This is a genomic window from Candidatus Pelagibacter sp. (genome assembly GCF_052049675.1).
Classification (GTDB): Bacteria; Pseudomonadota; Alphaproteobacteria; order Pelagibacterales; family Pelagibacteraceae; genus Pelagibacter.
This window is the reverse complement of record NZ_JBNGZM010000001.1, coordinates 483342-506359: the sequence shown is the minus strand read 5'-3', so window position 1 is coordinate 506359 and position 23018 is coordinate 483342. Positions and strand designations below refer to the sequence as shown.

Here is a 23018-nt window from a genome sequence, read left to right as displayed (position 1 = left end):
TAATTACTTTGGATCAATAATTTTATAATTTTCAATTACAAGATTTGCCAAAAGTTTTTTGCACATTTCTTCAACTTTTGCTTTTGCTTTGGTGTTGTCGGTTTCTTTAGTGTCTATTTCAAAATATTTACCTTGTCTAACTTCTTTAACATCATCAAAACCCATTCCATCCAAAGTTTGATGAATAATCTTTCCTTGTGGATCAAGTACATCTTTTTTTAGAGTGATGATTACAGAAATTTTCATTTTTTCTTTCTTTTAACTGAAGATAATTTAGTTACATTTACTGCTGAAACATTAGATTGCTCATGAAGTATACCTAATCTTTTTGCAACTTCAGTATAGGCTGGAATTAAATCACCCAGATCTTTTCTAAATCGATCTTTATCCAATTTTTTTTCTGTAATACTGTCCCATAATCTACATGTGTCAGGACTAATTTCATCTGCTAAAATAACTTCATTTTTTCCATCAATTTTAATTCTTCCAAATTCTAATTTAAAATCAATAAGTTTAATCCCTACACCTCTAAACATCCCAATCATAAAATCATTAATTCTTAAAATCATTTTTTTAACTTTATCTATTTCTGTTTTTGACGCCCAATCAAAAGCTAAAATATGTTCTTCAGATATTAATGGATCTCCAAGATTGTCATCTTTCAAGCAGTATTCGATCAGAGGTTCTTTTAAAACAGTACCGTCCTCAATACCCAATCTTTTAGTAATTGAGCCTGTTGCAACATTTCTTACAATGAACTCTATCGGAATTATTTCAACAAGCTTTATAATTTGCTCACGCATATTTAATCTTTTTACTAAATGATTTTTAATTCCTATTTGAGAAAGGTTATAGAGTATATGTTCTGATATTCTGTTATTTAGAACACCTTTACCTTCAATGGTAGTTTTTTTTTGATTATTAAATGCAGTAGCATCATCTTTAAAATATTGGATAACTAAGTTTTTATCATTTGTTGCATAAATGATTTTAGCTTTTCCCTCGTATAATTTTTTGCCTTTTTTCATTATTTAAAAACTCTTCTAAAGATAAAATTTACGTTTTTAAGGTGTTTAGAATAATTAAATATAGATTTTAATCTTTTTTGTGAAATTTTATTCATTATAAATTTATCAGATAAAATGACGTCAATAAGGTTTAAATTCTCTGCAAAACATTTTTTTGCGTAAGATTGAACCAATCTATAAGATTTTTCTCTGCTTAAACCTGTTTTAGTTAATTCCAACATAACCTCTTGAGAAAAAATTAAACCTTTTGTTAAATTTAAGTTTTCAAGCATTTTTTTAGGATAAACAATCATGTTATCTAAAATATTTGTAAGTCTAATTAATGCAAAATCAGTTGTTATATTAGCATCTGGTCCGATATTTCTTTCAACACTTGAATGAGAAATATCTCTTTCATGCCAAAGAGCTATGTTTTCAAGTGCTGGTATAACTGCACTTCTAACCATCCTAGATAAACCAGTAAGATTCTCACTTAAGATAGGATTTTTTTTATGAGGCATTGCAGAGGATCCTTTTTGATTTTTAGAAAAATATTCTTGTAGCTCATAAACTTCAGTTCTTTGTAGATGTCTTATTTCAGTTGCTACTCTTTCAATAGAACCAGCAATAATACCTAAAACAGAAAAATAAAATGCATGTCTATCTCTGGGAATTACTTGTGTAGAAATTGGTTCAACTTTCAGACCTAATTTTTTTGCCACATATTTTTCAACATTCGGACTAATGTTAGCAAATGTTCCAACAGCACCAGATATTGCGCATGTTGATACTTCATCAATCGCATCTTTTAATCTATTTTTGTTTCTTTTAAATTCTTCGTAAAACGAAGCCAATTTTAATCCAAAAGTAATTGGCTCAGCATGGATACCATGGCTTCTTCCCATGCACGGTGTAAATTTATATTTTTTGGCTTGTTTTTTTAAAACTTTTAAAATTTGATCTATATCTTTTAAAATGATTTTACCTGATTGGACTAATTGAATATTAAAACTAGTATCTAAAACATCTGATGAAGTCATTCCTTGATGCAGGTAGCGTGCTTTAATTCCAGCTTTTTCAGTTACAGAGGTAAGAAATGCTATTACATCATGTTTAACCTCAGCTTCTATTTTGTGAATTCTGCTTACATTAATTTTAGCTTTTTTTTTTACGATTAAAGCAACACCTTTCGGAATTTGCCCAAGTTTTTCCATTGCTTCTGCAGCTGCAACTTCAACATCTAACCAGATTTTGTATTTATTTTCTTCTGACCAAATATCAGTTAATTCTTTTCTCGAGTATCTTTTAATCATTAATTATAAGTATGGAGGCTTTAAATAACCTTTAGCAGATTCTGTAAAGATTTCATAACCATTTTCAGTAATTCCTAACGTATGTTCAAATTGTGCAGATAAAGATTTATCTTTCGTAACAGCTGTCCAACCATCGTTTAACATTTTAATATCGTATTTACCCGCATTAATCATTGGTTCTATCGTAAATGTCATACCCGGTCTTAATTCTGTGCCTGTATTTTTTTTACCGTAGTGTAAAATATTTGGTGGCTCATGAAATGTTGTACTTATTCCGTGACCACAAAAATCTCTGACAACTGAAAATCCTTTTTCTTCTACAAATGATTGAATTTCATAACCAATATCTCCTAATTTAATTCCAGGTTTTAAAATTCTAATAGCTCTCATCATAGATTCGTGGGTAGCATCTATAAGATTGTTTAACTTTACTGGGGTTTTTCCAATACAAAACATTCTGCTTGTATCACCATAATGTTCATCAACAATTGCAGTAACATCAACATTTACAGCATCACCTTCTTGTAAAATTCTATCTGAGGGTATTCCATGACATATTACATGATTTAAAGATGTGCATAAAGATTTTGTAAATCCTCTATAATACAGAGGAGCTGAGTAGCCACCATTGTCTCTAATAAATTCATATCCAAGTTTATCGATATGATCAGTGGATACACCTTCTTTAATATTATCAGTTAACATATCTAAAGTTTTTGCAGCCAAGTTTCCTGCAATTCTCATTTTTTCAAATTTTTCTTTATAATCAGTCATCTATAATTTTTAATTTTTTATCTATAAAAATTTTTTTAGAACTTATATTACATCTATACGCTAAAAAATTAACACCAGCTTTTTTAGCAATTAAATAGCTCTTATAATATTCTTCATCTATATCTTTAGCTATTTTAAAGTAATTCATATTTTGAACTTGAACTAAAAATATTAAGTATGTTTTATAACTTTTTTTTATGGCATCAATAAGGGTTAATAAATGCTTAGTTCCTCTTGCTGTTGGAGCATCTGGAAATTCAGCAGTATCCTTATTTCTAAACAATGTAACATTTTTAACCTCTAAAAACATTTTTTGACCCTTTTTTTCTAATAAAAAATCAAACCGTGTTTCTTTATTAAAAAAAACTTCTGGTTTTATAATGTCATTATTCTTTAGTTCTTTTACTAAATTATTTTTGAGACCATGTTCAATTATTCTATTGGCCATATGGGTATTTACACCTACTAAATTTTTTCTAGATTTGATAATTTCCAATCCATATTTAAGCTTTCTTTTTGGATCATTATTAGGAAGCAAATAAACTTCATTTCCTTCATCTAATAATCCTTTCATTGATCCTGTGTTAGGACAGTGAGCTGTGACAATTTCCTTACCCAGTTTTACATCGGTAAAAAATCTTTTATATCGTTTGATTAGTTTGCCTTTTATTAAAGACTTGGTAAATTCCATTACTAAATTATATATTTCATATGGAAAAAAAAGCAAAAGTAAATGCATCAATATTAATTATTGGTAACGAAATTTTGTCTGGTAGAACCTTAGACACAAATACCTCAACTTTAGCAATATGGTTAAATTCAATTGGAGTTAATGTTGCAGAAGTTCGAGTAATTCCAGACGTTGAAAAAATAATTGTGGATACCTTAAATTTACTTAGATCAACATATGATTATGTTTTTACAACTGGAGGTATAGGACCAACACATGATGATATTACAGCTCAATCAGTATCAAAGGCTTTTGGAATAAAATATGAAGTACATAAAGAAGCTTTTAAAATTTTAGAAAAATATTATCAACCAGGTGAATTTAATAAGGGGAGACAAAAAATGGCGTGGATGCCAGAGAATGCAAATTTAATTTTAAATCCTACAAGTGGTGCACCAGGTTTTAATGTTAAGAATGTATATTCATTACCAGGTGTTCCCTCTATTTTAAAATCAATGTTAGGTGGTTTAACAAATGAAATTGTTGGTGGAGAACCAATTAAAAGTCTTACTATAAGTTTAAAAACAGTTGAAAGCGAAATAGCAAATTCTTTAACTAAAGTTCAAAATAATAATAAGGATGTTGAAATAGGAAGTTATCCATTTTTTCATGCTGGGAAATTAGGTGTTTCAATTGTAATAAGGTCAGAAGATCAAAGCAAAATTGATAATTGTAATTCAGAAATTTTAAAATTTGTGAATGAGAAAAAAATTGAGGTAGTAGATAGGTAATGTTGTATTTTGCTTATGGTAGTAATCTTGATCATTTTCAAATGAAACGTAGGTGCAAAGATAGTATTTTCTTAAAAAAAATAAATTTAAAAAATTTCAAACTAACATTTAGAAGCAAATATAGAGCTGCAGACATAGAACATAAAAAAAATTCTATTGTACCAGGAGCTTTATTTGAAATTTCAAAAAGTGATGAAAAAAAGTTAGATGTATATGAAGATTTTCCAATTCTCTATAAAAAACATTATTTTTATTATTATGGAAAAAAAGTTATGACTTATACAATGGTTAAAAAAACACCATTTAAATTTCCTACTGAAAGATATTTAAATATTGTTAAAAGAGGTTATAAAGATTGTGGATTAGATATAAAGTTTTTAAAAATAGGTTTAAAATCACAGTAATTTAGAATTTTTTTATATACAGTTATATAAAATATAATAGTTTTGTTGTTAAATGTGTTTACGAAAATTTATAATATTTTCATCAATAATTTTTTTCTCTTTAATATTTTTATCGACTGAAATTTTTAGTCAATTAAATATATTGAACCAATTAAGCATACGAATATTTTGGATATCAATAGTAATAATATTAAGCTTAATATTAATTAAAAAAAAATATTTCACCAAAATAATTTTTCAAAAATTAAAATTTACCCCTGAAATTTTTTTTATTTTGTTTATATTTTTAATTACTTTTATAAACGCCATCATCTATGCACCTAATACTTTAGATGCAATGACTTATCATATGACAAAAGTAATGAATTGGATACAAAACGAAAACTTAAATTTTTATCCTACAAACGATCTTAGAGAATTAATTTTAGCACCTTTTTCTGAATATATTATTTTACATCTATATCTTTTAGTAGGAGGAGATCTTCTAGCAAATTTAGCTCAGTGGTACAGTATGTTTGTGAGTTGTTTAGGTGTTTCATTAATTGCCAAGGAACTTAATTGTAATACTAAATATCAAATACTCTCAGCTCTTTTTTGTGCTTCAATACCTATGGGTATAATGCAAAGTACCAGCACCCAAACAGATTATGTAACAACTATGTGGATTGTATTGATGGTTTATTTTCTTTTAAAATTTATAAGGCAAAATAGTTTCTTATATTTAGTGTTTTTTTCTATTTGTTTAGGCTTAGGTGTTCTCACAAAAGGTACTTTTTATTTTTTTGCTTTACCATTTTGTATCTGGTTTGGATGGCATTTAACATTTAAATCAAAAAAAATTTATTTATCTTTTGTAATAGTTGTAATTTTTTTAATAATTAATTCGGGACATTTTTTTAGAAATATTAGTCTTTACAATAATCCGCTTGGTATTAGCAATGAAAGTCCAAGTTGGAATAATGAGGTTTTGAATATTCATGGATTTACTTCTAATACAATTAAAAATTTAAGTTTAAATTTATCTTTACCAAATAAAGCTACCAATGAATTAACAAGTAAAGTAGTTCAAAAAATTCATAAATATTTAGAAGTTACACCTGGAGATCCAAGAACTACAATGGGAAGCCGAGGATATTATATTCCATTTTCATTTTATGAGAGTACAGCACCAAATACATTGCATTTTATAATAATAATTTTAGTAGTTATTTTTTTTACTCTTCAAAAAGAGAGAAATAAAACTGATATTTTATATTTAACATCAATAGTATTTGGTTTTTTGATTTTTTCTTTTTTAGTTAAATGGATGCCTCAAGGAAATAGAATTCTATTAATATCTTTTGTATTAATTTCGCCATTTACTGCATTAATGATAAGCAAATTTAAAATAAAGAATTTTGTTTTATTAATATCAACTTCATTGTTTTTATATTCTTTACCTTATCTATTTTTTAACAAATCAAGACCTTTAATTGCAAAATTAGAATTTAACGAAAAAAATTTAAATTTTAAACAAGCTGATTTTATATCATTAAATCGTGACGAGCTTTACTATGTAGCAGATAAATATTACCATAAGAGAGACTTATATAGCACCCATATTGATATAATAAAAAAAATAAAGGAAAACGGATGTAGATCTATTGGTTTAGACAATTATTTGACAAATAATTTAAAATATCCTTTTTGGAATATTTTAAAAAAAACATTAAATCATGAAAAGTTTTCTGTTTACAATGTTAATATAAGAAATAAATCAAAATTGTATACTAATTTTGAAAAGCAAGAAAAAATTTGTGCTATTGTTTATGAAGATAGAGTAGAATTCAAAAACTTATAGTTAAGATAAATTATTGAACATTTAATAAATAAATGAATTAATTTAATTTAAAACATTAAGATTTAAAATGACACTTACATCAGATAATAAAAAAATTTTAATATTTATTCCAGCTTACAATGTTGAAAAAAAAATTTATTCAGTGGTTTCAAATATACCTCATAGTATCTTTGAAAAAAATAAAATTAGTTTATTAATTATTAATGATTATTCAAATGATAAAACAAATTTAGAAATTGCTCGTATAAAAAATGATTATAACTATGATATTGACGTATTTAGCTCTAACAAAAACTTAGGATATGGAGGAGTTCAAAAATATGCATTTAATTACGCTATAGAAAAATCTTTTGATTTTGTTATTATGCTTCATGGAGATGGACAATACTTACCAGAAAAGCTTCCAGATTTTATAAACAGATTTGAAGATAAAAATATAGATGCAGTTTTTGGATCTAGAATGAAATCTTACTCTAGTGCACTAAAAGGAGGAATGCCAATTTACAAGTTTTTAGGAAATATTGGCTTAACATTTGTTCAAAATTTAATTTTAGGATCTAAAATGAGTGAATTTCATTCAGGATATAGGTCATTTAAAGTTGATAGTTTAAAAATAATAAATTATCAAAAAATGGCGGATTATTATCATTTTGATACAGAAATAATAATAGAGTTTTTAAAAAAAAAATTAAAAATTTTAGAAATTCATATACCTACTTACTATGGAGATGAAGTATCTCATTTAAAATCTATTCCATATGGATTAAAAGTGCTATTAAGCACTTTAAAATCAAAATTTAAAAAATAATTAATAATGAAAATATTTATAACCGGTATAGCAGGTTTTCTCGGTGCAAATTTAGCTGATTATTACCTTAAAAAAAATTTCACCGTCTCTGGTTGTGATAATTTAGTTGGAGGAACTTTAGATAATATCGATCAAAATAAAGTTAAATTTTTTAAAGCTGATTGCGAAAATCTTGAAGAAATGTCAAAAATTATGCGTGACGTTGATATTCTAGTTCATGCCGCTGCTTATCCTCATGAAGGTTTGTCTTCATTTTCACCATACTTAATATGCAAAAGTAATTATATTGGATCAATATCAGTATTTACTGCTGCAATTCAAAATAATGTTAAAAGAATTGTTTTTTGTTCCTCAATGGCTAGATATGGAGATGTGCAAACTCCATTTTATGAAGAGCAAAAAGTAAATCCAGTTGACCCATATGGAGTATCAAAATTAGCTGCAGAAAATACTCTTAAAATTTTAGCAAAGACACATAAATTTGAATACAATATCGCTGTTCCTCATAACATTATAGGTCCTAAACAAAAATACGACGACCCATATAGAAATGTTGTTTCTATAATGACAAATTTGATTTTACAAAAAAGAAGACCAATTATTTATGGAGATGGTGAACAAACAAGAAATTTTTCTGATATAGATGATTGTATCTATTGTTTAGATAAACTAATTACAAATAAAGATATAGTTTCTGAAACATTTAATATAGGCCCAGACGAAGAAAGTATAACTATTAATGAATTATACAAAATACTTTGTAATAAACTTCAATACAACGAACCTGCTGAATATGTAAATGATAGACCGAATGAAGTTAAGCACGCAATTTGTTCATCTGATAAAGCAAGAAAACATCTTAATTATCAAACGTCAGTAAATTTAAGCGATTCAATTGATAAAGTTATAGATTATATTAAGAAAAAAGGGCCTAAAAAATTTGAATATAATTATGAATTAGAAATAAATACTAAACTCACACCAGATACGTGGAAAAAGAAAGTATTTTAAAAAAAATTTACTTATTACTCTTGTTCAATTATAAATATTAGCATAAACACTCATGAAATTCATTAATGCACTCGAGGTTAAATTAGTAGACACAAAGGACTTAGAATCTTTTAAAGATAAAATTTATTATCTTCGTTAACAGCTTTTTCTAATCTTATTAAAAAATCTGGTATAGCACTCTTAACTCTACTCCAAGTTGGTATAAACGGAGCATCCATTGGATTTAAATAAAAATCTTCTCCTGCTTTAATTATATTTCTAGAAAATAACTCTACAGCCTTTTCTTCAGAATGAGAGTCAAATTTCAAACCATTCATTTCAGCATCGCCTCGATAAGCGTCAATTAAATCAAGTGCTGACCTATAGTAAGTTGCTTTAAGTGATCTTAATTGCTCTCTACTAAACGAGTGACCTTGTGTAGCAAGTTTTTTTATAAAGGTTTTTATTATGTCAATGGACATTCTTGAAAGACCTTTATTTTCATCATCAGTAGATAAATCCTGATGTTTATGGTCATAAGTATCAGCTAAATCAACCTGACAAATATTTTGAGGAGAAAAGTTTCTTTGCATTTCCGACAAAATTCCAATTTCTATCCCCCAGTCTGATGAAATTCTTAATTCTGGTAGAATATTTCTTCTAAAAGAAAATTCTCCAGCTAGTGGATATTTAAACGATTTCATAAAATCTAAATATTCACTTTTCCCTATTGTTTTTTCTAAAGCGTTTAGTAGTGGGAAAACTAATAGCCTTGCTACTCTTCCATTCATTTTGTTATCTGCTACCCTAGGATAGAAACCTTTGCAAAATTCAAAATTGAATAATGGATTAACTACTGGATAAAATAATTTTGCTAACATTCTTCGATCATATGTTTTTATATCACAATCATGTAAAGCGACAGATCTTGCACTATTTCTTGCTATAGACATTCCTATGCAGTACCAAACATTTCTGCCTTTGCCTTTTTCATTCGGTGCTAATGCTTTTTTTTGTAATTCTTTATCTAATTTTTTTAAATTTGGACCATCGTTCCAAAGTATTGTGAATGGAGTTTCTAATTTTTCAAAAAATGTCCATGCCTTTCTCGCTTGTTTTTCATTAGCCTGATCTAGTCCTATTATTATATGATGTAGATAATTAGTTTGAGCAATTTCAGAAACAATTTTTGGTAATGCATCTCCATTTAATTCGCTATAAAGACAAGGTAATATAAGTTCCATTTTTCTCTCTTTTGAAAAACTTAAAAGCTCTTTTTCTATTTGCTTTGTTGACTTTGTTCCAAAGTCATGAAGTGTTGAAATAATACCATTTTGCGAAAATTCACTCATAATTCATTTTATTAATTTTCGTTTATTTTAACTAGAGCCTTTTTAATCACATCTGCCCAGCCTTCAGGAGATGGCTTATTTGTTGTTATCAAATTATTTATAGGAATTTCATCTAAAGTGAATTTATCATTGAATACTAAGCACGGAAAATCACTCTTTTTTAGCATGTCTAAATCATTGTAATTATCACCAACAGCTATTGTTTTCATATTTTTATTATTTTTTTTTAAAAATCTTACAAATATTTGAAGAGCTTTAGCTTTACTAACCCTATCAGTTAAATTAATTACCCTTCCTCCTTCTTGTAAATAAAGATCTTCATTTTTAATTATCTTAGATAATTCATTTCTTTGGTTTTTGGTTCCCTCAAATACAAATGGAATAGTGTATTTACGATTTAAAGCCATCTTTAGTTTTTTATCTTCTAAACCAAAAACTAAACTTTGTTTTTTTTTATTCATTTCAGATACCAATTTGCATTTATTTTGCAGGTTTATTGGAACTATATTTTTAAAAATATTTAAAAGATCACTTTTTTCTCTGCTAAGAATTAATTCCTTAGGTAAGTCTAAATTTAATAATTCTAAGCCATAAATAGCTGATCCATTTTCAGAAATAAAAGGTAAATTTAATCCTAACTCTTTATTAAACTGTAAAATTTCTTTCTCAGTTTTGCTAGTATTGGGAATTATAAAAATTCCTTTTGATATTAGTTCTTTTAAATAGTCTTTTATTTCATCAAATTTAAACGTATCTCTATGAAGCAGAGAGCCGTCTAGGTCAGTAAATATCAAAACTTTGATTGCTTTTTCCATTGATTGATATTTATAAAATATTCTAATAAATAACAATTTTACTAATTAGACTTGTTCAATTATAAATATTAGCATAAATACTCATGAAATTCATTAATGCCCTCGTGGTGAAATTGGTAGACACAAAGGACTTAAAATCCTTGCCGCTTGCGGAGTGCCAGTTCGAGTCTGGCCGAGGGCACCACTAAATGAACAAACTGCAAATAATTTCTGATACAAATAAAAAATCTTATAAGATTAAAAATTTATTATTAAAAAAAATAAAATCTAATCAATTTAAAAAAGATAATCTTATAATTGTTATTGGAGGTGATGGTTTCATGCTTCAAACACTTAAAAATAATAAAAATTCAAAAAAACATTTTTATGGGATTAATTCTGGAAATTATGGTTTCCTTATGAATAAATTTTCTTCAAAAGATATTATAAAAAATTTGTCAAAGGCTAATTTGGTTTCAATTTTTCCTTTAGAAATGATTGTTAGAAATAAAAATAAGCAAATTAAAAAATCAATAGCAATAAACGAAGTGTCTGTGCTTAGACAAAGCAGGCAAGCTGCATCTATATCTATTAAACAAGGATCAAAACAAATAATTAAACAATTAATTTCTGATGGTGTACTGGTATCAACACCTGCTGGTAGTACAGCATATAATCTTTCTGTTCATGGTCCTATTTTAAGCTTACATTCAAAAAAGTTATCCATATCACCAATAAGTGCGTTTAGACCTAGAAGGTGGAAGGGCAAAATCGTTAATGATAAATCTAAAATTATTATTACAAATTTAAATCCTTCTAAAAGACCAATAAGTGCTGTAGCAGATAATTTGGAAGTAAGAAATGCTAAATCAATTACAATAAAAAAAAATAATAAAATAAAGTTTAATCTTTTATATGATAGAAATAGAAGTCTACAAAAGAAGATTAAAATTGAACAACTTAGAAAAGAAACTAGTTAGATAAATAAAAATATTTTTAATTCTTTAAATATTTATGAACCTAAAAAAAAATTACATTAATTTTTTTTAAGTTCATTATGATAAAATTAATAAAAATAAAATAAAGAAATTTGAAAAGCAGGCAATAGACAATCTTATTAAAATGAATATTTTTAAAAAAATGGATTTAATTTTTAAACATTCAAAATATATCAAATATGCCAATGTAGTTTTTGATAAAAAAATATATAAAAATAGAGATTTTGTAATTAATTTTCTAAGAAAAAAGAAAATTTCACTCATTGGAAGATTTGGAAAATGGGACTATCTATGGTCTGATCAAGCTTTTATGAGTGGAAAAGTTATGGCAGATGAAATTAATGTTAAAATTAAGAATAAATTAAGTTAAATAATAATATGATTGATTCAAACAAAATTCAAAATTTATCAAGAGAATTTATGTATAGTAAGTTTGATAGAAATTCGGATATTATCAAAAAGCTTAAATTATTTTTTTTAGATGAGCAGAATAAAATAAATGAAATTAAATACTCCGAAAAAGATTTAAATATAATTTTTTTTATTTCACATTTAATTGGAAATAAGCCATTCATTACTCAAGAGGAAATTTTCAAATTAATAATTAAAGAATTTGATACAAATTTGGAAACTAATAATTTAATTGATTTAAATTCTAAATTAAAAAACAGTGAATTGTGTCAAAATTTAATTATAAATTATAGTGTAGGGTCAAAATATTGGAAAAATACAATCATTCCTATTTGTGAGTCTGGCTCTTTAAATAAAACAATTAAGAAAGAACCAATACATCCTTATAGAATTGGAATTTACCCAGGTTTATCATGTATGTTCGAATGTGTCTTTTGTGGAAGAAATTACTCAGCAAAATATGAAAGAAATAAATTAGACGAAGGTATAAAAAAATATATTGATTTAATTTCATCATCACCAAAAGAAGACAAGTTTAAATTTTATATTTCTGGAGGTTTGGAGCCATTAACCAATCCAAAATTAAATATTTTAATAAAAGAATTGAAAAAAAATAATTTTCAAGTTCCTCTTTATACTAATGGTCAAATGTTTACTGAAAAGTTTTTAGAGAAAGCTGGATTTGTAAAGGATCTATATAGTGTAAGAATTTCTCTTTATGGAACAAATGAGAGTCAATATGAAAAAACTGTAAGAAAAAAAAATCAATTTAAACTAGTTAAAAACAATATTGTAAATTTAATTAATTACAAAAATAAAAATAATTTAGAAACATTAATAGGTTTAAATTATATAATTTTAGATGGTAGAGGTGAAGAGATTTTAAAATTATTAGATTTTATTGAAGAAATTAATTTACAGGTTGGAAATAAAAAAAATAATATAAACTTTTTAACATTAAGAGAAGATTTTAGAAGCACAACAAACTTGAGACTTAAAAGAAATGAAAGATTAGAATTAGTGAAAATATTTAAAAAATTTCAAGAAAAAATTAATAATGGAAATAATTACAAAGATTTATTTGTAGATTATGGATACAGTCTGGAGCCAATAAAAAACGGGTTGATCGATCATGTTTATGAAGATGTTTTTGCAGACCAAAGCATATTGCTTAAAGAAGGTACTCCAAATATATCTGTTGCTGTAGATATTTATGGCGATATTTATGGTTATAGGGAAGCTGCTTTTTTAGATCGTCCTGGATCAAAAAGATATATATTGGGTAGAATTAATGAAGAGAATAATTTGGATAAAATTATAGATTCTGCACTGAAACTAAACAAAGATTTTTCTCAGAAAGAAAGTGATTTAGATTATCTTGATGCATGGGATCATATAGTCCTAAGAACTTTAGACCAAGCTAAAAAAGATAAATCTTTTGGGGTCCCTTTTGAATTAGGGCCTGTAAAAAGTAGAGTTTATTCTGCTGATAAAAAAACGATAAATTTTCAAACACATTTTTCTTATCCTAGCACTTAATGAAAAAAAAACTTTTAATAATTGGAGGTAATTCAAGTGTTTCCAAAAGTTTTCAAAAACTATTTAATAAAAATTACTTAATTTATACAACAACAACAAAAAAAAATTCAAAAAACAATTGTTTTTTCTTAGATTTGAATAATGATGTTTCTATTTTAGAATTTGTTAAACACATCAAAAAAATAAAATTTGATAACATTTTAATAACTTCTGGTATTATTTATGGAAAAACAGTCACAGACTATGACTTTGAAAAAATTAATACTCTATTTAATATTAATGTACTTGGTGTAATAAAAATTTTATCTAAATTATTGTCAAAAAAGACAAATAAAAAAATGAATATTATATTTATTTCCTCTATTTCTGAAAGGAAAGGAAGTTTTGACGAATTATACGCTTCCTCTAAAAGTGCTTTATCAAAAATTGCCAAATCTTTATCAATTAATTATGGCTCAAACTTAAGAGTAAATGTTATTGCTCCATCAGTTATTAATAAGACTAAGATGCATAGGATGATGTCAAAAAAAAATATTAATAAAATATTAAATAGTACACCTAATAAAAAAATTTTAAATTGTGATGATTTAGCTAAAATTATTAATGATATTTTTCAAGATCATTGGAATCATTCTAATGGATCTATTATAGATGTGAATGGCGGGATTATTTGATGGTGCCCCCGCACGGATTCGAACCGCGGACCTATTGATTACAAATCAGTAAGCGTAAATAATTTTCCTTTCATTAAGGTTGATACTACTTAACTTTTAGACTCCCGTCTACAAGCATCATCTATAAAGACTACAAAAAGACTACACTTGCGTTAGACTTTATTTTAATCATTTGATAGCATTTTTAAATGATAACTCTTTTAATTACATTAGTTCCTCCAATAATAATTTTATTATATTTTGTACTTACCGATAAATTTAAAGAACCTAAAGGCACAGTAATATTAATTTTTTTTCTTGGTTTTTTAATTTGTTTACCTGCGGGAATTTTAAATGGTTTAAGTCATGATTTTTTTTATGACGGATCAAAATACTCTGAAAATTTAGTCAGTAGTTTCTTGGGTCCTGCGTGGGCCGAAGAATTGTTAAAATTTTCAATTCTTTATCTAATAGTTTTAAAAAGAAACGAATTTAATGAACCTATGGATGGTTTAGTTTATGGGGTTGTTGTTTCTTTGGGTTTTGCAACTTATGAAAATTATACTTACGTATATGAATGGGCAGAGCAAATAGCAAAAGATGAAGGTTATGATTTTGCTGAATTATCATATTTAGTGGCTTTAGGCAGGTCATACTCGGCAATACCTTTGCATGGACTTAATGGTGCTGTAATGGGTTACTATTTTGGAATGTATGCTTTTACTGGAAATAAAAATTTTTTGATATTGTCGTTAATTTTACCTTATCTATTTCATGGTTTTTATAATTTTCTTGAATGGCCAGACTCAATGTGGGTCATACTTGCTCTAGTTTTTTCTTCATTATACCTTCATAGAGATCTTAAAAGGAAACAGAAAAATAAAAAAAGCGAACATGAGAAAATAAAAATATAAATGATTAGAACTTTTTTAATTAAAAACCTTTTAGCAACTAGTAAAAAAAATAAACAAAGACTGAAATTTTTTTCGGAGTTGGGAATTTTTTTAGTATTAGCAGCACTTATATCTTCAGGTATTTCAATATATTTTGAAAATAAATTAAACAATTATAAGGTTAAATTAATTAAATTAGAACTTGAAGAGTTTAAAATACAAGAATGGTTAACAGACGCACCATCAAGAAATTTAGAATTTAAAATTGGAAAATTTACTTATGATACAATTGAAAACAACGAAAAGGTTAACATAAGTAAGAAAAGATTTTATTTTTATTTATTAACTTGGTATCCGTTTACAATTAGGTATGCCATTGATGATATTGAGCTCATCAAAAATGAAATTCTTAAGAAAAAATATAATTTTAAAAACATCAAAAAGACAAATGAAGACGCGTTAAACTATGTTTATGAAATATATGATAAATTCCCTGATAATGAGAATGAATATTTAGAAAGTAGTGAAATTTTAGAAATTGAGGAAGTTCTTAAAAATGTTCCATTTGATGATATTTTATTTCATTTGAACCAATCTGAATATAATACTTTACAAATAAATTTATTCTTTCAAGATTATAATCGTATTGTTGATAGTGAAAAAAAAGAATTAAAAAAAATTATTCTAAATACAACAGACAAATCAACAGATGCAATCTTGTATGCGTTTATTTTTCAATTGGTTATTTTTTCTTTAGTACAAATATTTGAATTAAAAGAACTTTCATGAGAAGAGCAAAAGGAAAATTATCAAATTTTAACTGGACATTGGTTTTTCTTGCAGGTGTTTTTCAAATTTTAACTTTTGTTTTTGACCAATTTGTTATTCAGTATGAGGAAAAATTAAGGAAAGTTAACTTTGATATAATAACAAACTCAGAAAGTAGATCTGCTTATCTTTCAATGAACAATAGGGTAAATGAGTTTCTGCTAGCATTTCAAAATACAGTTTTTATTGTAAGTGCATCTACATTTTCTGAAGATAAAAAAAAATTTTATTATTTTTCAAATATTTTTGATCAAACCAGGTTAATGGAAGATATTATTAATGATCAAATGGTAATAGAAGGTCTTAAGGATAAAAAGATAAAGGCAACAGATACAAGTAGTGAAGAATTAAATCAAAAAGAGTTTTCCTTTGCTGAATATTTTCAATATTTAATTGACGAAAATCATTGGTTAACTGGTGAGTTAGAAAAAGACCCTGATTTTGTAATTGTTTTAACAGATAAAGATGGAAATGATACTGAAAGTTCTGCTCTAGAAACTACAAAAGCTTATGTAGAACACAATAATTATTATTTACAAGATCTGTTAAATACTATGGCTGAACTTGGAACGAATGCATCAAAAGATCTCGATAAATTGATAAATGAGTCTTCAAAAATAGAAAATAGAAAACAACTTATGCTTCTATTCGGTGTAGTATTCCAGTTATTAAGCTTACTCTGTTTGTTGATTTTATTTAGAGGATTGTTGATTTATAAAAAATCAAAAATTTAAGACAAATTTTTTATGATTTTTTATTTGCTAAAAACATTAAAGTTTTAAAAAGAAATATTAGGAAAAAAAGACTTAAAATTTGAGATAAAACACCAAATAAAATAAAATAATTTTTTTGTCTTTCGTGCTTACTTTTTTCATCTAAAAAACGTGAAGATTCTTTAAAATAAAAATTGAAAGTTACCCTATGTGCATCATTTATTTTTTCTAAGTATCCATAGTGTAAAAAATAATAATTTAATAAATCAGTGTACATTTTTCTAATGAGATAGAATTCGTCAATATTAGAAATGCCATAGTCTACAGATAGAATTTTTTTTCTTTCTATATCCAGTTTTTTGGTAAAATGATCATGAGTTTTTAATGAGTTTTCTAAATTTATTTTATTTAATCCTTTAATTGCTTTTATTGTCTTTTCATCTTCATGGATATTAAGATCAAATTTTCTTACCTGTATTCCTTTAAAAAAACTGTATGCTAGATCGCATTCTTTTAAAATATCATATCCCAGTGTTTGATATCTTGATGTAAAAATTGTTTTAAGATTTTTGAAATAATTTTTTCCAACATTTTCATCAAATGTTGATTTAATTAGATTATCATTAAATAATACTGATACAGCATCCTGCAAAAAGGATTGTCTATCCTCAAAAAAATTTTTTTTCACTTGAATCCTTGTCATTAAATCTCTTGTAGTAAACATTACATTTTTGCTAGATAAATAATTATTAAATGATCTTTTATATAAGAAGTTTTTTTCTCTGATTTTATCTTCAGAATAAATAACCATCTGATCGAAAATAAAAGATGATACAGTAAATAAACCTACTAGAATAATTAAACCTAGAATTCTTACATTTAAAGTCATTTGATTTTTTGTATTTCCCTTCTGGTAGTTATTATTTCCATTGCCTGTACAATAATAAAAATTATTAATTGAAAGAAAAAAGCAAATATAATGAATTTTTTAGACTCTTTTGAATTCTTCGATATTTCTTCAAAATTTTTAAGATTATCGTTTTTTATATTATTATAAATTTTTTGTAACGTTCCAGATATTATTGAATAATGATGAAGCTGATCATTTATATATATAATAAAAGTGTCATAGTAATTTTGATAATTTTTTAAACTTTCAGGTTTAATTACCTTAATACCTCTGTCTAGTTTAAATTCTTTATGATCATTATCAATTTTATTTCTAATTTTTAAAAATTCTTCTTGGTTTCTTGAGTTTTGCTTTAAATCTTCAAATACTTTCTCATCAACATTTTTAAGCATTGCATCATCTTTAATATTAATAAAATCCTCAAAATTTTTAATAGCCGTAAAACCACTAGATAAATAATTACTAAGATGAATCACTGGACGATAATACAATTCATATTCATCAAATAATTGTCCTACTTTTGAATAAAAAAAATAATTTATGATGTCATTATTTTTTTTAATATCATTTGATATATTCTCTAAACCTAAAACTTTAGTTGGAATTGATAGTGTGCTCGCTGACAGAACGTCTAATGTCGTATCATTTTTTGCGATTTTTTTTTCGATATCAGTAATTTTTGATTCATAATATATAGATATGAGAGTACTTGAGATAGCGAAGATGCTTAAAAAAATTGCAAGATTTAAAAAAATATTTATTTTATTTATTCCTTTTGTAACTAGTGAAATTTTTAGAAAATTAAATAAAAACCTATAACGCATTGATTAAGGTTCTCTTTTATTTTGAATTTTATAGTTTGTTTTTTCACCTAAATTTAATTTTAGCTTAAGTTCAGCAATTTTTTTTTCTAATTCAATAACCTCAATAGAAATTTGTTCTTTTTCATCTTCATCAACCTTATCATCGTCTAATGCTTTTCTAGTTTCTTCCATTACATCACCTATAGACTCACCTAACCTAAGTAAATTATTGATTATTTCGTCACTAGTATCGTGATCTTTTCTATTGGCAATTTCTTTTCTAAGTAAGGTTTCATAAGCTGTAAGAAAAGGGGTTCCTTTACCAATCCTTTTACAATGAATATCTAATTCCAACCCATCTTGTATATGAAGTTGCCGATCTTTGAAATTAGGGTTTGAGATATGTTCAATAGCTTTTCTTTTTTTTTCTATAACAGTTTCAATATTATCGTAACCAATATCGTCAGCTAAATCTTTTAAAACTCTTTCAAATGAATATGGTTTTCTTGGATAGCCCTTTCTTTTACTCATAAATTTAGATTATTAGAAATTCATCCGTAGGCAAAGTCAAAAGTTAACCTACGGGTAAACCATTTTAAAATCACTATAAATAGGGTGTGTTTGATTTTATTGAACACACAAAAGATTAAGAGGAAGTAAGCAAATTGATCTTTGGTTAAATTATAGTTCTTAACCTCCTTTCTGCAATTTGTGAATTCCTCTTGATCATAAACACTAACAAAGAGGAGAAAATGAAGAAAATAAAAGTACAAGAAAAAACAAATGATTACGGAGTATTTGAAATTATAGGAATACTATTAATAGGATTTGCAATTGTCGATTTTGCTATGTCTTGGATGGGCACAAATCTAACTGCTTTCCTTGGACCTTTGTCTCAATTCACACCGCTTGCTGCAGGTTTGGTTGGAGCAATGTTTTTAAACTTGGGAAATAAAAGTGAATAAATCATCAACAATATCCCCTGTTTTATGCAGGGGATTTTAATTTAACAAAGGAGAAATATGGCAGATCCAAACAAATATAAATCAGTAAGCGTACCAAGAGATACTCATGAAATTTTAGATTGGCTTAGAAAAGGCAATATTGTTCATGCAGATTTAACAATAAGTAAAACAATTGAGTATTTAGCTAAAAGTAAAATGAAAGAAATACAACACAAAACTCACGAGTGGAATTCTGAGGAGGATTTAACTCTAAATTAAACAAACAATTGAAGGAGATAAAATGAACCAATTAAAAATAACTTGCCCAAATTGTAACGAAACTTTTTCTGCAGATCAGGCATTACAGAATCATTTAAAGAGTAAAGAAAAAGAGTACCAAGAGGAAATAAAGGTTAAGGAAAAACTTTTAAAAGAAAAATTTAATCTTGATTTCAAGCTAAAAGAAAAAAATTTAGAGAAAGAACTTTCATTAAAAGTACAAAATGAAAGTAAAGCTAAAGTTCAGGAATTGCAGTCTAAAGTTTTAGAGGCCGAAAAGAACAGAAAAGAGACTGAATTAAAGATGACAGCAACTTTAAAGCAAAAAGAAAAAGCAATTGAAGATAAACTTAAGGCTAAAGAAAAAGCAATGGAGAAAAGCTCTAAAGACGCAGAATCTAAATTAATTGCTAGTTTAAAGCTTAAGGAAAAAGAAATAGAAAAACAGTTAAAAGAGAAATCTCTAATTAGGGAAAATAAGCAAAAAAAAGAGCTTATGGATCTTCAAAATAAAGTTGCACAAGCTGAGAAGAATAAAAAACAAATTGAAGCTAAGTTAATTGCAGATCTTAAACAAAAAGAAAAAGTTATTGAACAAAAAATTAAAGAAAAATCTGAAAACGATGTTCAAAAACTTAAAGATCTGATGGCTAAAAAAGACAAAGAAAGAGAAATAGAAAAAAGGCGTACTCAAGTAAAAATTGATGAAATGTCTAAACAACTAAAGCAAAAATCGATGGAAGTTCAAGGTGAAGTTCAAGAAGAGCTAATTGAAGATTACCTTAGAAGTAAATTTCCGTACGATACTGTAGAAGAAGTTAAAAAGGGAGCTAAAGGTGCAGATTGTATACTTACAATCAATAATAAAGATCAAGAAAAACTTGCACAGATTTACTTTGAAAGCAAAGATCACAAAACTTTTAAAGAAGAATGGGTAAGCAAACTATTAAGTGATATGAAAGATAAAAATATCAATTATGGTGTTTTAATTACTACAGCTATGCCAAAAGACTATAATAAACAACATGATGGCTATGTTGAAAGACATGGCAAAAGAATTATTATAATTCCAATGAATTATCCAATAATTCATATGCTAGTAAGTTTTATTAAAACTAATTTGATAAATGAACATAAATCTAAGAAAGATTTTGATGCACCAAAAATGATGAAAAGGCTTTGGGATCATATAATGGGACCATCATTTCAATTACCTGTAAGAAATTTGTATCAATCAATGATTAAAATGAATGATCTTATGGGAAAAGAAAAAAAGTTTTTTGAAAATAGTATTGCTAATAAGGAAAGAGCTATGCTTGATATGGAAGAAGACTTTAGAGATATGATAAAATCTTTTACACTTAAAGTTGGACCAGATTGTATAATTCAAATTGAAGAGAAAAAATAAGTGAAATTGGAATTTAAAAAAGGTTCAAAATATTCAAGAAAAGATATTGGTTGGGTTTGCTTTCCTGACAAAGGCAGACCTGCCGGTGGTGATTGGGATACAGGTTATGTGCGTGTAGAAGATAATTTAATAATCTTTATGAATATTGGTGTGCCAGGAACAACAGAACATGATTTTGATAATCATTATGATCATTCAAAAGGAGTTATTGTATGGTACGGGAAACCAAGATCTCATTCTCAACAACCAACTTTTCAAAAGTTATTATCCGGTGAAATGACGCCACATTTTTTTGCGCGTTGGGATAATAAAGATCCCCAATTCACTTATCTAGGTATTGGAAAAGTTGTTAGTTTTAAGGATGGTGTTCTTTGTTTAGATGGAAATAAAAAAGAGGTAGAAACTATAGAATTAAAATTAACTGTTGAAGATTCTGGTGAGATAATTCCTATTCAAAATCAAACTAATGTTAATAATGAAAAAGATTATTCAATTGAAAATAATTCAGTTACTAAATCTTCTTTTTTATTAGAAAAACATCTTGAGGATTATATTATTAGAAATTGGACCAATATAGAGTTGAATAAAGATTATGATATTCATAAAGAAAACAACAAACTTTGTACTCAATATTCAACAGGATCTGGTCCTTTAGATATTTTAGCAATTAGTAAAGATAAAAAAGAATTTTTAGTTATAGAATTAAAGAAGGGTAGAGCTAGTGATGTAGTTATGGGTCAGATCCAAAGATATATGGGGCATATTAAAAATAATTTAGCTGGTGATAAAGATGTTAAGGGACTTATCATTGCATTAGAGGATGATAAGAATTTAAGAGATGCATTATCTGTTGCACCAAATATAAAATTTATGAAATATGAAGTATCTTTCAAATTAAGTTCTTTTTAGCAAAGACTACAAAAAGACTACAGTCAGTTCTTCTTCCTTCCATTCTATATTATTATTCAACGATTTTTTGTTTTTAAAAAAGTTAAGGAAATTATTATGTTTGTTGAAAATAAATGAGATTTTAGTGGTGCCCCCGCACGGATTCGAACCGCGGACCTATTGATTACAAATCAATTGCTCTACCAGCTGAGCTACAAGGGCATGCGCAATAATTATTAATTATTTGTTAAATAATCAACTCTTTTTTTTTAAATAACTTATGTGATGAAAGACAATTGCTGCACTATTTGAGATATTTAAACTTTCAATATCCTCATTAATATTAATTTTAACAAAAAAATCTACATATTTTCCTGTATGCTGTCTCATACCAAATCCTTCAGAACCAAATAGAAGAATATTATTTCCCTCCCATTTTATATCTGTAAAATCTTTTTGACCTTTTGCATCGAAACCATAAACCCAGAAGTTTTTTTCTCTTAAATTTTTAAGTGTAGAATTGATGTTGGATACTTGGAATATATTAACGTGCTCCATACATCCACTTGCTGACTTATACATCAATTTACTATCTCTTGGAAAATGTCTTTCCTTAATTATTAATCCATCAATGTCGAATGATGCTGCACTTCTTATTAATGATCCAATATTTCTTGAATCGGTAACTTCATCAAGGCAGACAAATGTTAAATTATTTTTTCCTTTAATGAATTGTTTTAGATCCATTTGATCCAAATGTTCAATCTCTGCAACATAACCATTATGCATTAATTGTTCTTTCGAAGTATATTTGTCTAATTCCTTTTTGGATTTGAAGTAAACCTTTACATCTTCTAGAATATTTTTATTTTGGTTTTTTCTGTGAATATTTTTCTTTGCCTCTTCAGTCAAAAAGACTTTTAAAACCTTTCTTTTAGGATTTTTAAGAGCCTCAATAACCGCATGTTGACCAACAATAAAAAATGTCGATTTATTCATAAATTACTT

General features: G+C 26.3%; 27 protein-coding genes and 2 tRNA genes. 17 read left to right on the top strand and 12 right to left on the bottom strand.

Going from position 1 to position 23018, the window contains the following annotated elements; all coding sequences use genetic code 11:
* Window positions 1-3 precede the first annotated feature (3 nt).
* The 5 genes from purS to sfsA are packed head-to-tail and all read right to left on the bottom strand — an operon-like array spanning window position 4 to window position 3785.
* Complete coding sequence (gene purS / locus ACTT9L_RS02830; protein WP_440927833.1) at window positions 4-246, bottom strand: phosphoribosylformylglycinamidine synthase subunit PurS; 243 nt, start codon at window positions 244-246, stop codon at window positions 4-6.
* A complete protein-coding gene (gene purC / locus ACTT9L_RS02825) occupies window positions 243-1028 on the bottom strand; it encodes a phosphoribosylaminoimidazolesuccinocarboxamide synthase (RefSeq protein ID WP_440927832.1) in 786 nt (261 codons plus the stop codon). Before purC ends, purS begins: the two co-directional genes overlap by 4 nt.
* On the bottom strand, window positions 1028-2320 hold the full coding sequence (purB, locus tag ACTT9L_RS02820) for an adenylosuccinate lyase (RefSeq protein ID WP_440927831.1): 1293 nt from the start codon (window positions 2318-2320) through the stop codon (window positions 1028-1030). Before purB ends, purC begins: the two co-directional genes overlap by 1 nt.
* Before the next feature lie 3 nt (window positions 2321-2323).
* Entirely contained in the window at window positions 2324-3094 is a 771-nt protein-coding gene (gene map / locus ACTT9L_RS02815) for a type I methionyl aminopeptidase (protein ID WP_440927830.1), read from the bottom strand.
* Complete coding sequence (gene sfsA, locus ACTT9L_RS02810) at window positions 3087-3785, bottom strand: DNA/RNA nuclease SfsA (protein WP_440927829.1); 699 nt, start codon at window positions 3783-3785, stop codon at window positions 3087-3089. Before sfsA ends, map begins: the two co-directional genes overlap by 8 nt.
* 20 nt (window positions 3786-3805) lie before the next feature.
* Here sfsA and ACTT9L_RS02805 point away from each other — a divergent pair, with 20 nt between their 5' ends.
* From ACTT9L_RS02805 to ACTT9L_RS02785, 5 genes are all read left to right on the top strand, one after another.
* The gene (locus ACTT9L_RS02805; RefSeq protein ID WP_440927828.1) at window positions 3806-4555 is read left to right on the top strand and encodes a competence/damage-inducible protein A; all 750 of its coding nucleotides are present in this window, start codon (window positions 3806-3808) and stop codon (window positions 4553-4555) included.
* Window positions 4555-4959, top strand: a complete 405-nt coding sequence (locus tag ACTT9L_RS02800) for a gamma-glutamylcyclotransferase family protein (protein WP_440927827.1) — start codon at window positions 4555-4557, stop codon at window positions 4957-4959. The genes ACTT9L_RS02805 and ACTT9L_RS02800 overlap by 1 nt, the downstream gene beginning before the upstream one ends.
* Window positions 4960-5233: 274 nt before the next feature.
* The gene (locus ACTT9L_RS02795; protein ID WP_440927826.1) at window positions 5234-6799 is read left to right on the top strand and encodes an ArnT family glycosyltransferase; all 1566 of its coding nucleotides are present in this window, start codon (window positions 5234-5236) and stop codon (window positions 6797-6799) included.
* Window positions 6800-6866: 67 nt separating this feature from the next.
* Window positions 6867-7607: a glycosyltransferase family 2 protein gene (locus ACTT9L_RS02790; protein WP_440927825.1), complete on the top strand. Its 741-nt coding sequence runs from the start codon at window positions 6867-6869 to the stop codon at window positions 7605-7607.
* Window positions 7608-7613: 6 nt separating this feature from the next.
* Entirely contained in the window at window positions 7614-8618 is a 1005-nt protein-coding gene (locus ACTT9L_RS02785) for an NAD-dependent epimerase/dehydratase family protein (RefSeq protein ID WP_440927824.1), read from the top strand.
* Window positions 8619-8728: 110 nt separating this feature from the next.
* Here ACTT9L_RS02785 and ACTT9L_RS02780 read toward each other — a convergent pair whose 3' ends face one another.
* A complete protein-coding gene (locus tag ACTT9L_RS02780; protein WP_440927823.1) occupies window positions 8729-9949 on the bottom strand; it encodes a glycosyl transferase in 1221 nt (406 codons plus the stop codon).
* A gap of 11 nt (window positions 9950-9960) precedes the next feature.
* Window positions 9961-10764 carry an HAD-IIB family hydrolase gene (locus tag ACTT9L_RS02775; RefSeq protein ID WP_440927822.1) on the bottom strand — a complete coding sequence of 268 codons (804 nt, stop codon included), beginning with the start codon at window positions 10762-10764 and terminating at the stop codon, window positions 9961-9963.
* A 98-nt stretch (window positions 10765-10862) separates the two neighbouring features.
* Here ACTT9L_RS02775 and ACTT9L_RS02770 point away from each other — a divergent pair.
* The 8 genes from ACTT9L_RS02770 to ACTT9L_RS02735 all read left to right on the top strand — a co-directional run bounded on the left by ACTT9L_RS02770 (window position 10863) and on the right by ACTT9L_RS02735 (window position 16799).
* Window positions 10863-10948 (top strand) — tRNA-Leu (locus ACTT9L_RS02770).
* Between the two features lie 4 nt (window positions 10949-10952).
* Window positions 10953-11723, top strand: coding sequence for an NAD kinase (locus ACTT9L_RS02765; RefSeq protein WP_440927821.1), 771 nt, complete (start codon window positions 10953-10955; stop codon window positions 11721-11723).
* A gap of 142 nt (window positions 11724-11865) precedes the next feature.
* Window positions 11866-12111, top strand: a complete 246-nt coding sequence (locus ACTT9L_RS02760) for a hypothetical protein (protein WP_440927820.1) — start codon at window positions 11866-11868, stop codon at window positions 12109-12111.
* 8 nt (window positions 12112-12119) lie between these two features.
* Window positions 12120-13691, top strand: a complete 1572-nt coding sequence (locus ACTT9L_RS02755) for a radical SAM protein (protein WP_440927819.1) — start codon at window positions 12120-12122, stop codon at window positions 13689-13691.
* Window positions 13691-14365 (top strand): SDR family oxidoreductase, encoded by a 675-nt coding sequence (locus ACTT9L_RS02750; RefSeq protein WP_440927818.1) that lies wholly within the window; start codon window positions 13691-13693, stop codon window positions 14363-14365. The genes ACTT9L_RS02755 and ACTT9L_RS02750 overlap by 1 nt, the downstream gene beginning before the upstream one ends.
* Window positions 14366-14553: 188 nt before the next feature.
* A complete protein-coding gene (locus ACTT9L_RS02745; RefSeq protein WP_440927817.1) occupies window positions 14554-15258 on the top strand; it encodes a PrsW family intramembrane metalloprotease in 705 nt (234 codons plus the stop codon).
* Window positions 15259-16026 carry a hypothetical protein gene (locus ACTT9L_RS02740; RefSeq protein WP_440927816.1) on the top strand — a complete coding sequence of 256 codons (768 nt, stop codon included), beginning with the start codon at window positions 15259-15261 and terminating at the stop codon, window positions 16024-16026. It abuts the gene before it with no gap.
* Window positions 16023-16799 carry a hypothetical protein gene (locus tag ACTT9L_RS02735; RefSeq protein ID WP_440927815.1) on the top strand — a complete coding sequence of 259 codons (777 nt, stop codon included), beginning with the start codon at window positions 16023-16025 and terminating at the stop codon, window positions 16797-16799. The genes ACTT9L_RS02740 and ACTT9L_RS02735 overlap by 4 nt, the downstream gene beginning before the upstream one ends.
* Window positions 16800-16809: 10 nt before the next feature.
* Here ACTT9L_RS02735 and ACTT9L_RS02730 read toward each other — a convergent pair whose 3' ends face one another.
* Genes ACTT9L_RS02730 through ACTT9L_RS02720 form a run of 3 tightly spaced genes read right to left on the bottom strand, consistent with a single transcriptional unit; the run spans window position 16810 to window position 19022 of the window.
* Entirely contained in the window at window positions 16810-17667 is an 858-nt protein-coding gene (locus ACTT9L_RS02730; protein WP_440927814.1) for a hypothetical protein, read from the bottom strand.
* Window positions 17664-18512, bottom strand: a complete 849-nt coding sequence (locus tag ACTT9L_RS02725) for a hypothetical protein (RefSeq protein ID WP_440927813.1) — start codon at window positions 18510-18512, stop codon at window positions 17664-17666. Before ACTT9L_RS02725 ends, ACTT9L_RS02730 begins: the two co-directional genes overlap by 4 nt.
* A 3-nt stretch (window positions 18513-18515) precedes the next feature.
* Window positions 18516-19022: a hypothetical protein gene (locus tag ACTT9L_RS02720; protein WP_440927812.1), complete on the bottom strand. Its 507-nt coding sequence runs from the start codon at window positions 19020-19022 to the stop codon at window positions 18516-18518.
* Window positions 19023-19243: 221 nt separating this feature from the next.
* On the opposite strand from ACTT9L_RS02720, the gene ACTT9L_RS02715 reads away from it, so the two are divergent.
* The 4 genes from ACTT9L_RS02715 to ACTT9L_RS02700 are packed head-to-tail and all read left to right on the top strand — an operon-like array spanning window position 19244 to window position 22031.
* Complete coding sequence (locus ACTT9L_RS02715) at window positions 19244-19456, top strand: hypothetical protein (RefSeq protein ID WP_440927811.1); 213 nt, start codon at window positions 19244-19246, stop codon at window positions 19454-19456.
* 57 nt (window positions 19457-19513) lie between these two features.
* On the top strand, window positions 19514-19714 hold the full coding sequence (locus ACTT9L_RS02710) for a hypothetical protein (RefSeq protein ID WP_440927810.1): 201 nt from the start codon (window positions 19514-19516) through the stop codon (window positions 19712-19714).
* A gap of 22 nt (window positions 19715-19736) precedes the next feature.
* Window positions 19737-21122 carry a DUF2130 domain-containing protein gene (locus tag ACTT9L_RS02705; RefSeq protein WP_440927809.1) on the top strand — a complete coding sequence of 462 codons (1386 nt, stop codon included), beginning with the start codon at window positions 19737-19739 and terminating at the stop codon, window positions 21120-21122.
* Window positions 21123-22031, top strand: a complete 909-nt coding sequence (locus tag ACTT9L_RS02700) for an endonuclease NucS domain-containing protein (protein WP_440927808.1) — start codon at window positions 21123-21125, stop codon at window positions 22029-22031.
* A gap of 125 nt (window positions 22032-22156) precedes the next feature.
* Here the strand turns inward: ACTT9L_RS02700 and ACTT9L_RS02695 are convergent.
* Both ACTT9L_RS02695 and rlmB read right to left on the bottom strand, forming a co-directional pair.
* Window positions 22157-22232, bottom strand: a tRNA-Thr gene (locus tag ACTT9L_RS02695).
* A gap of 33 nt (window positions 22233-22265) precedes the next feature.
* A complete protein-coding gene (gene rlmB / locus ACTT9L_RS02690) occupies window positions 22266-23009 on the bottom strand; it encodes a 23S rRNA (guanosine(2251)-2'-O)-methyltransferase RlmB (RefSeq protein ID WP_440927807.1) in 744 nt (247 codons plus the stop codon).
* Between the last annotated feature and the right edge of the window lie 9 nt (window positions 23010-23018).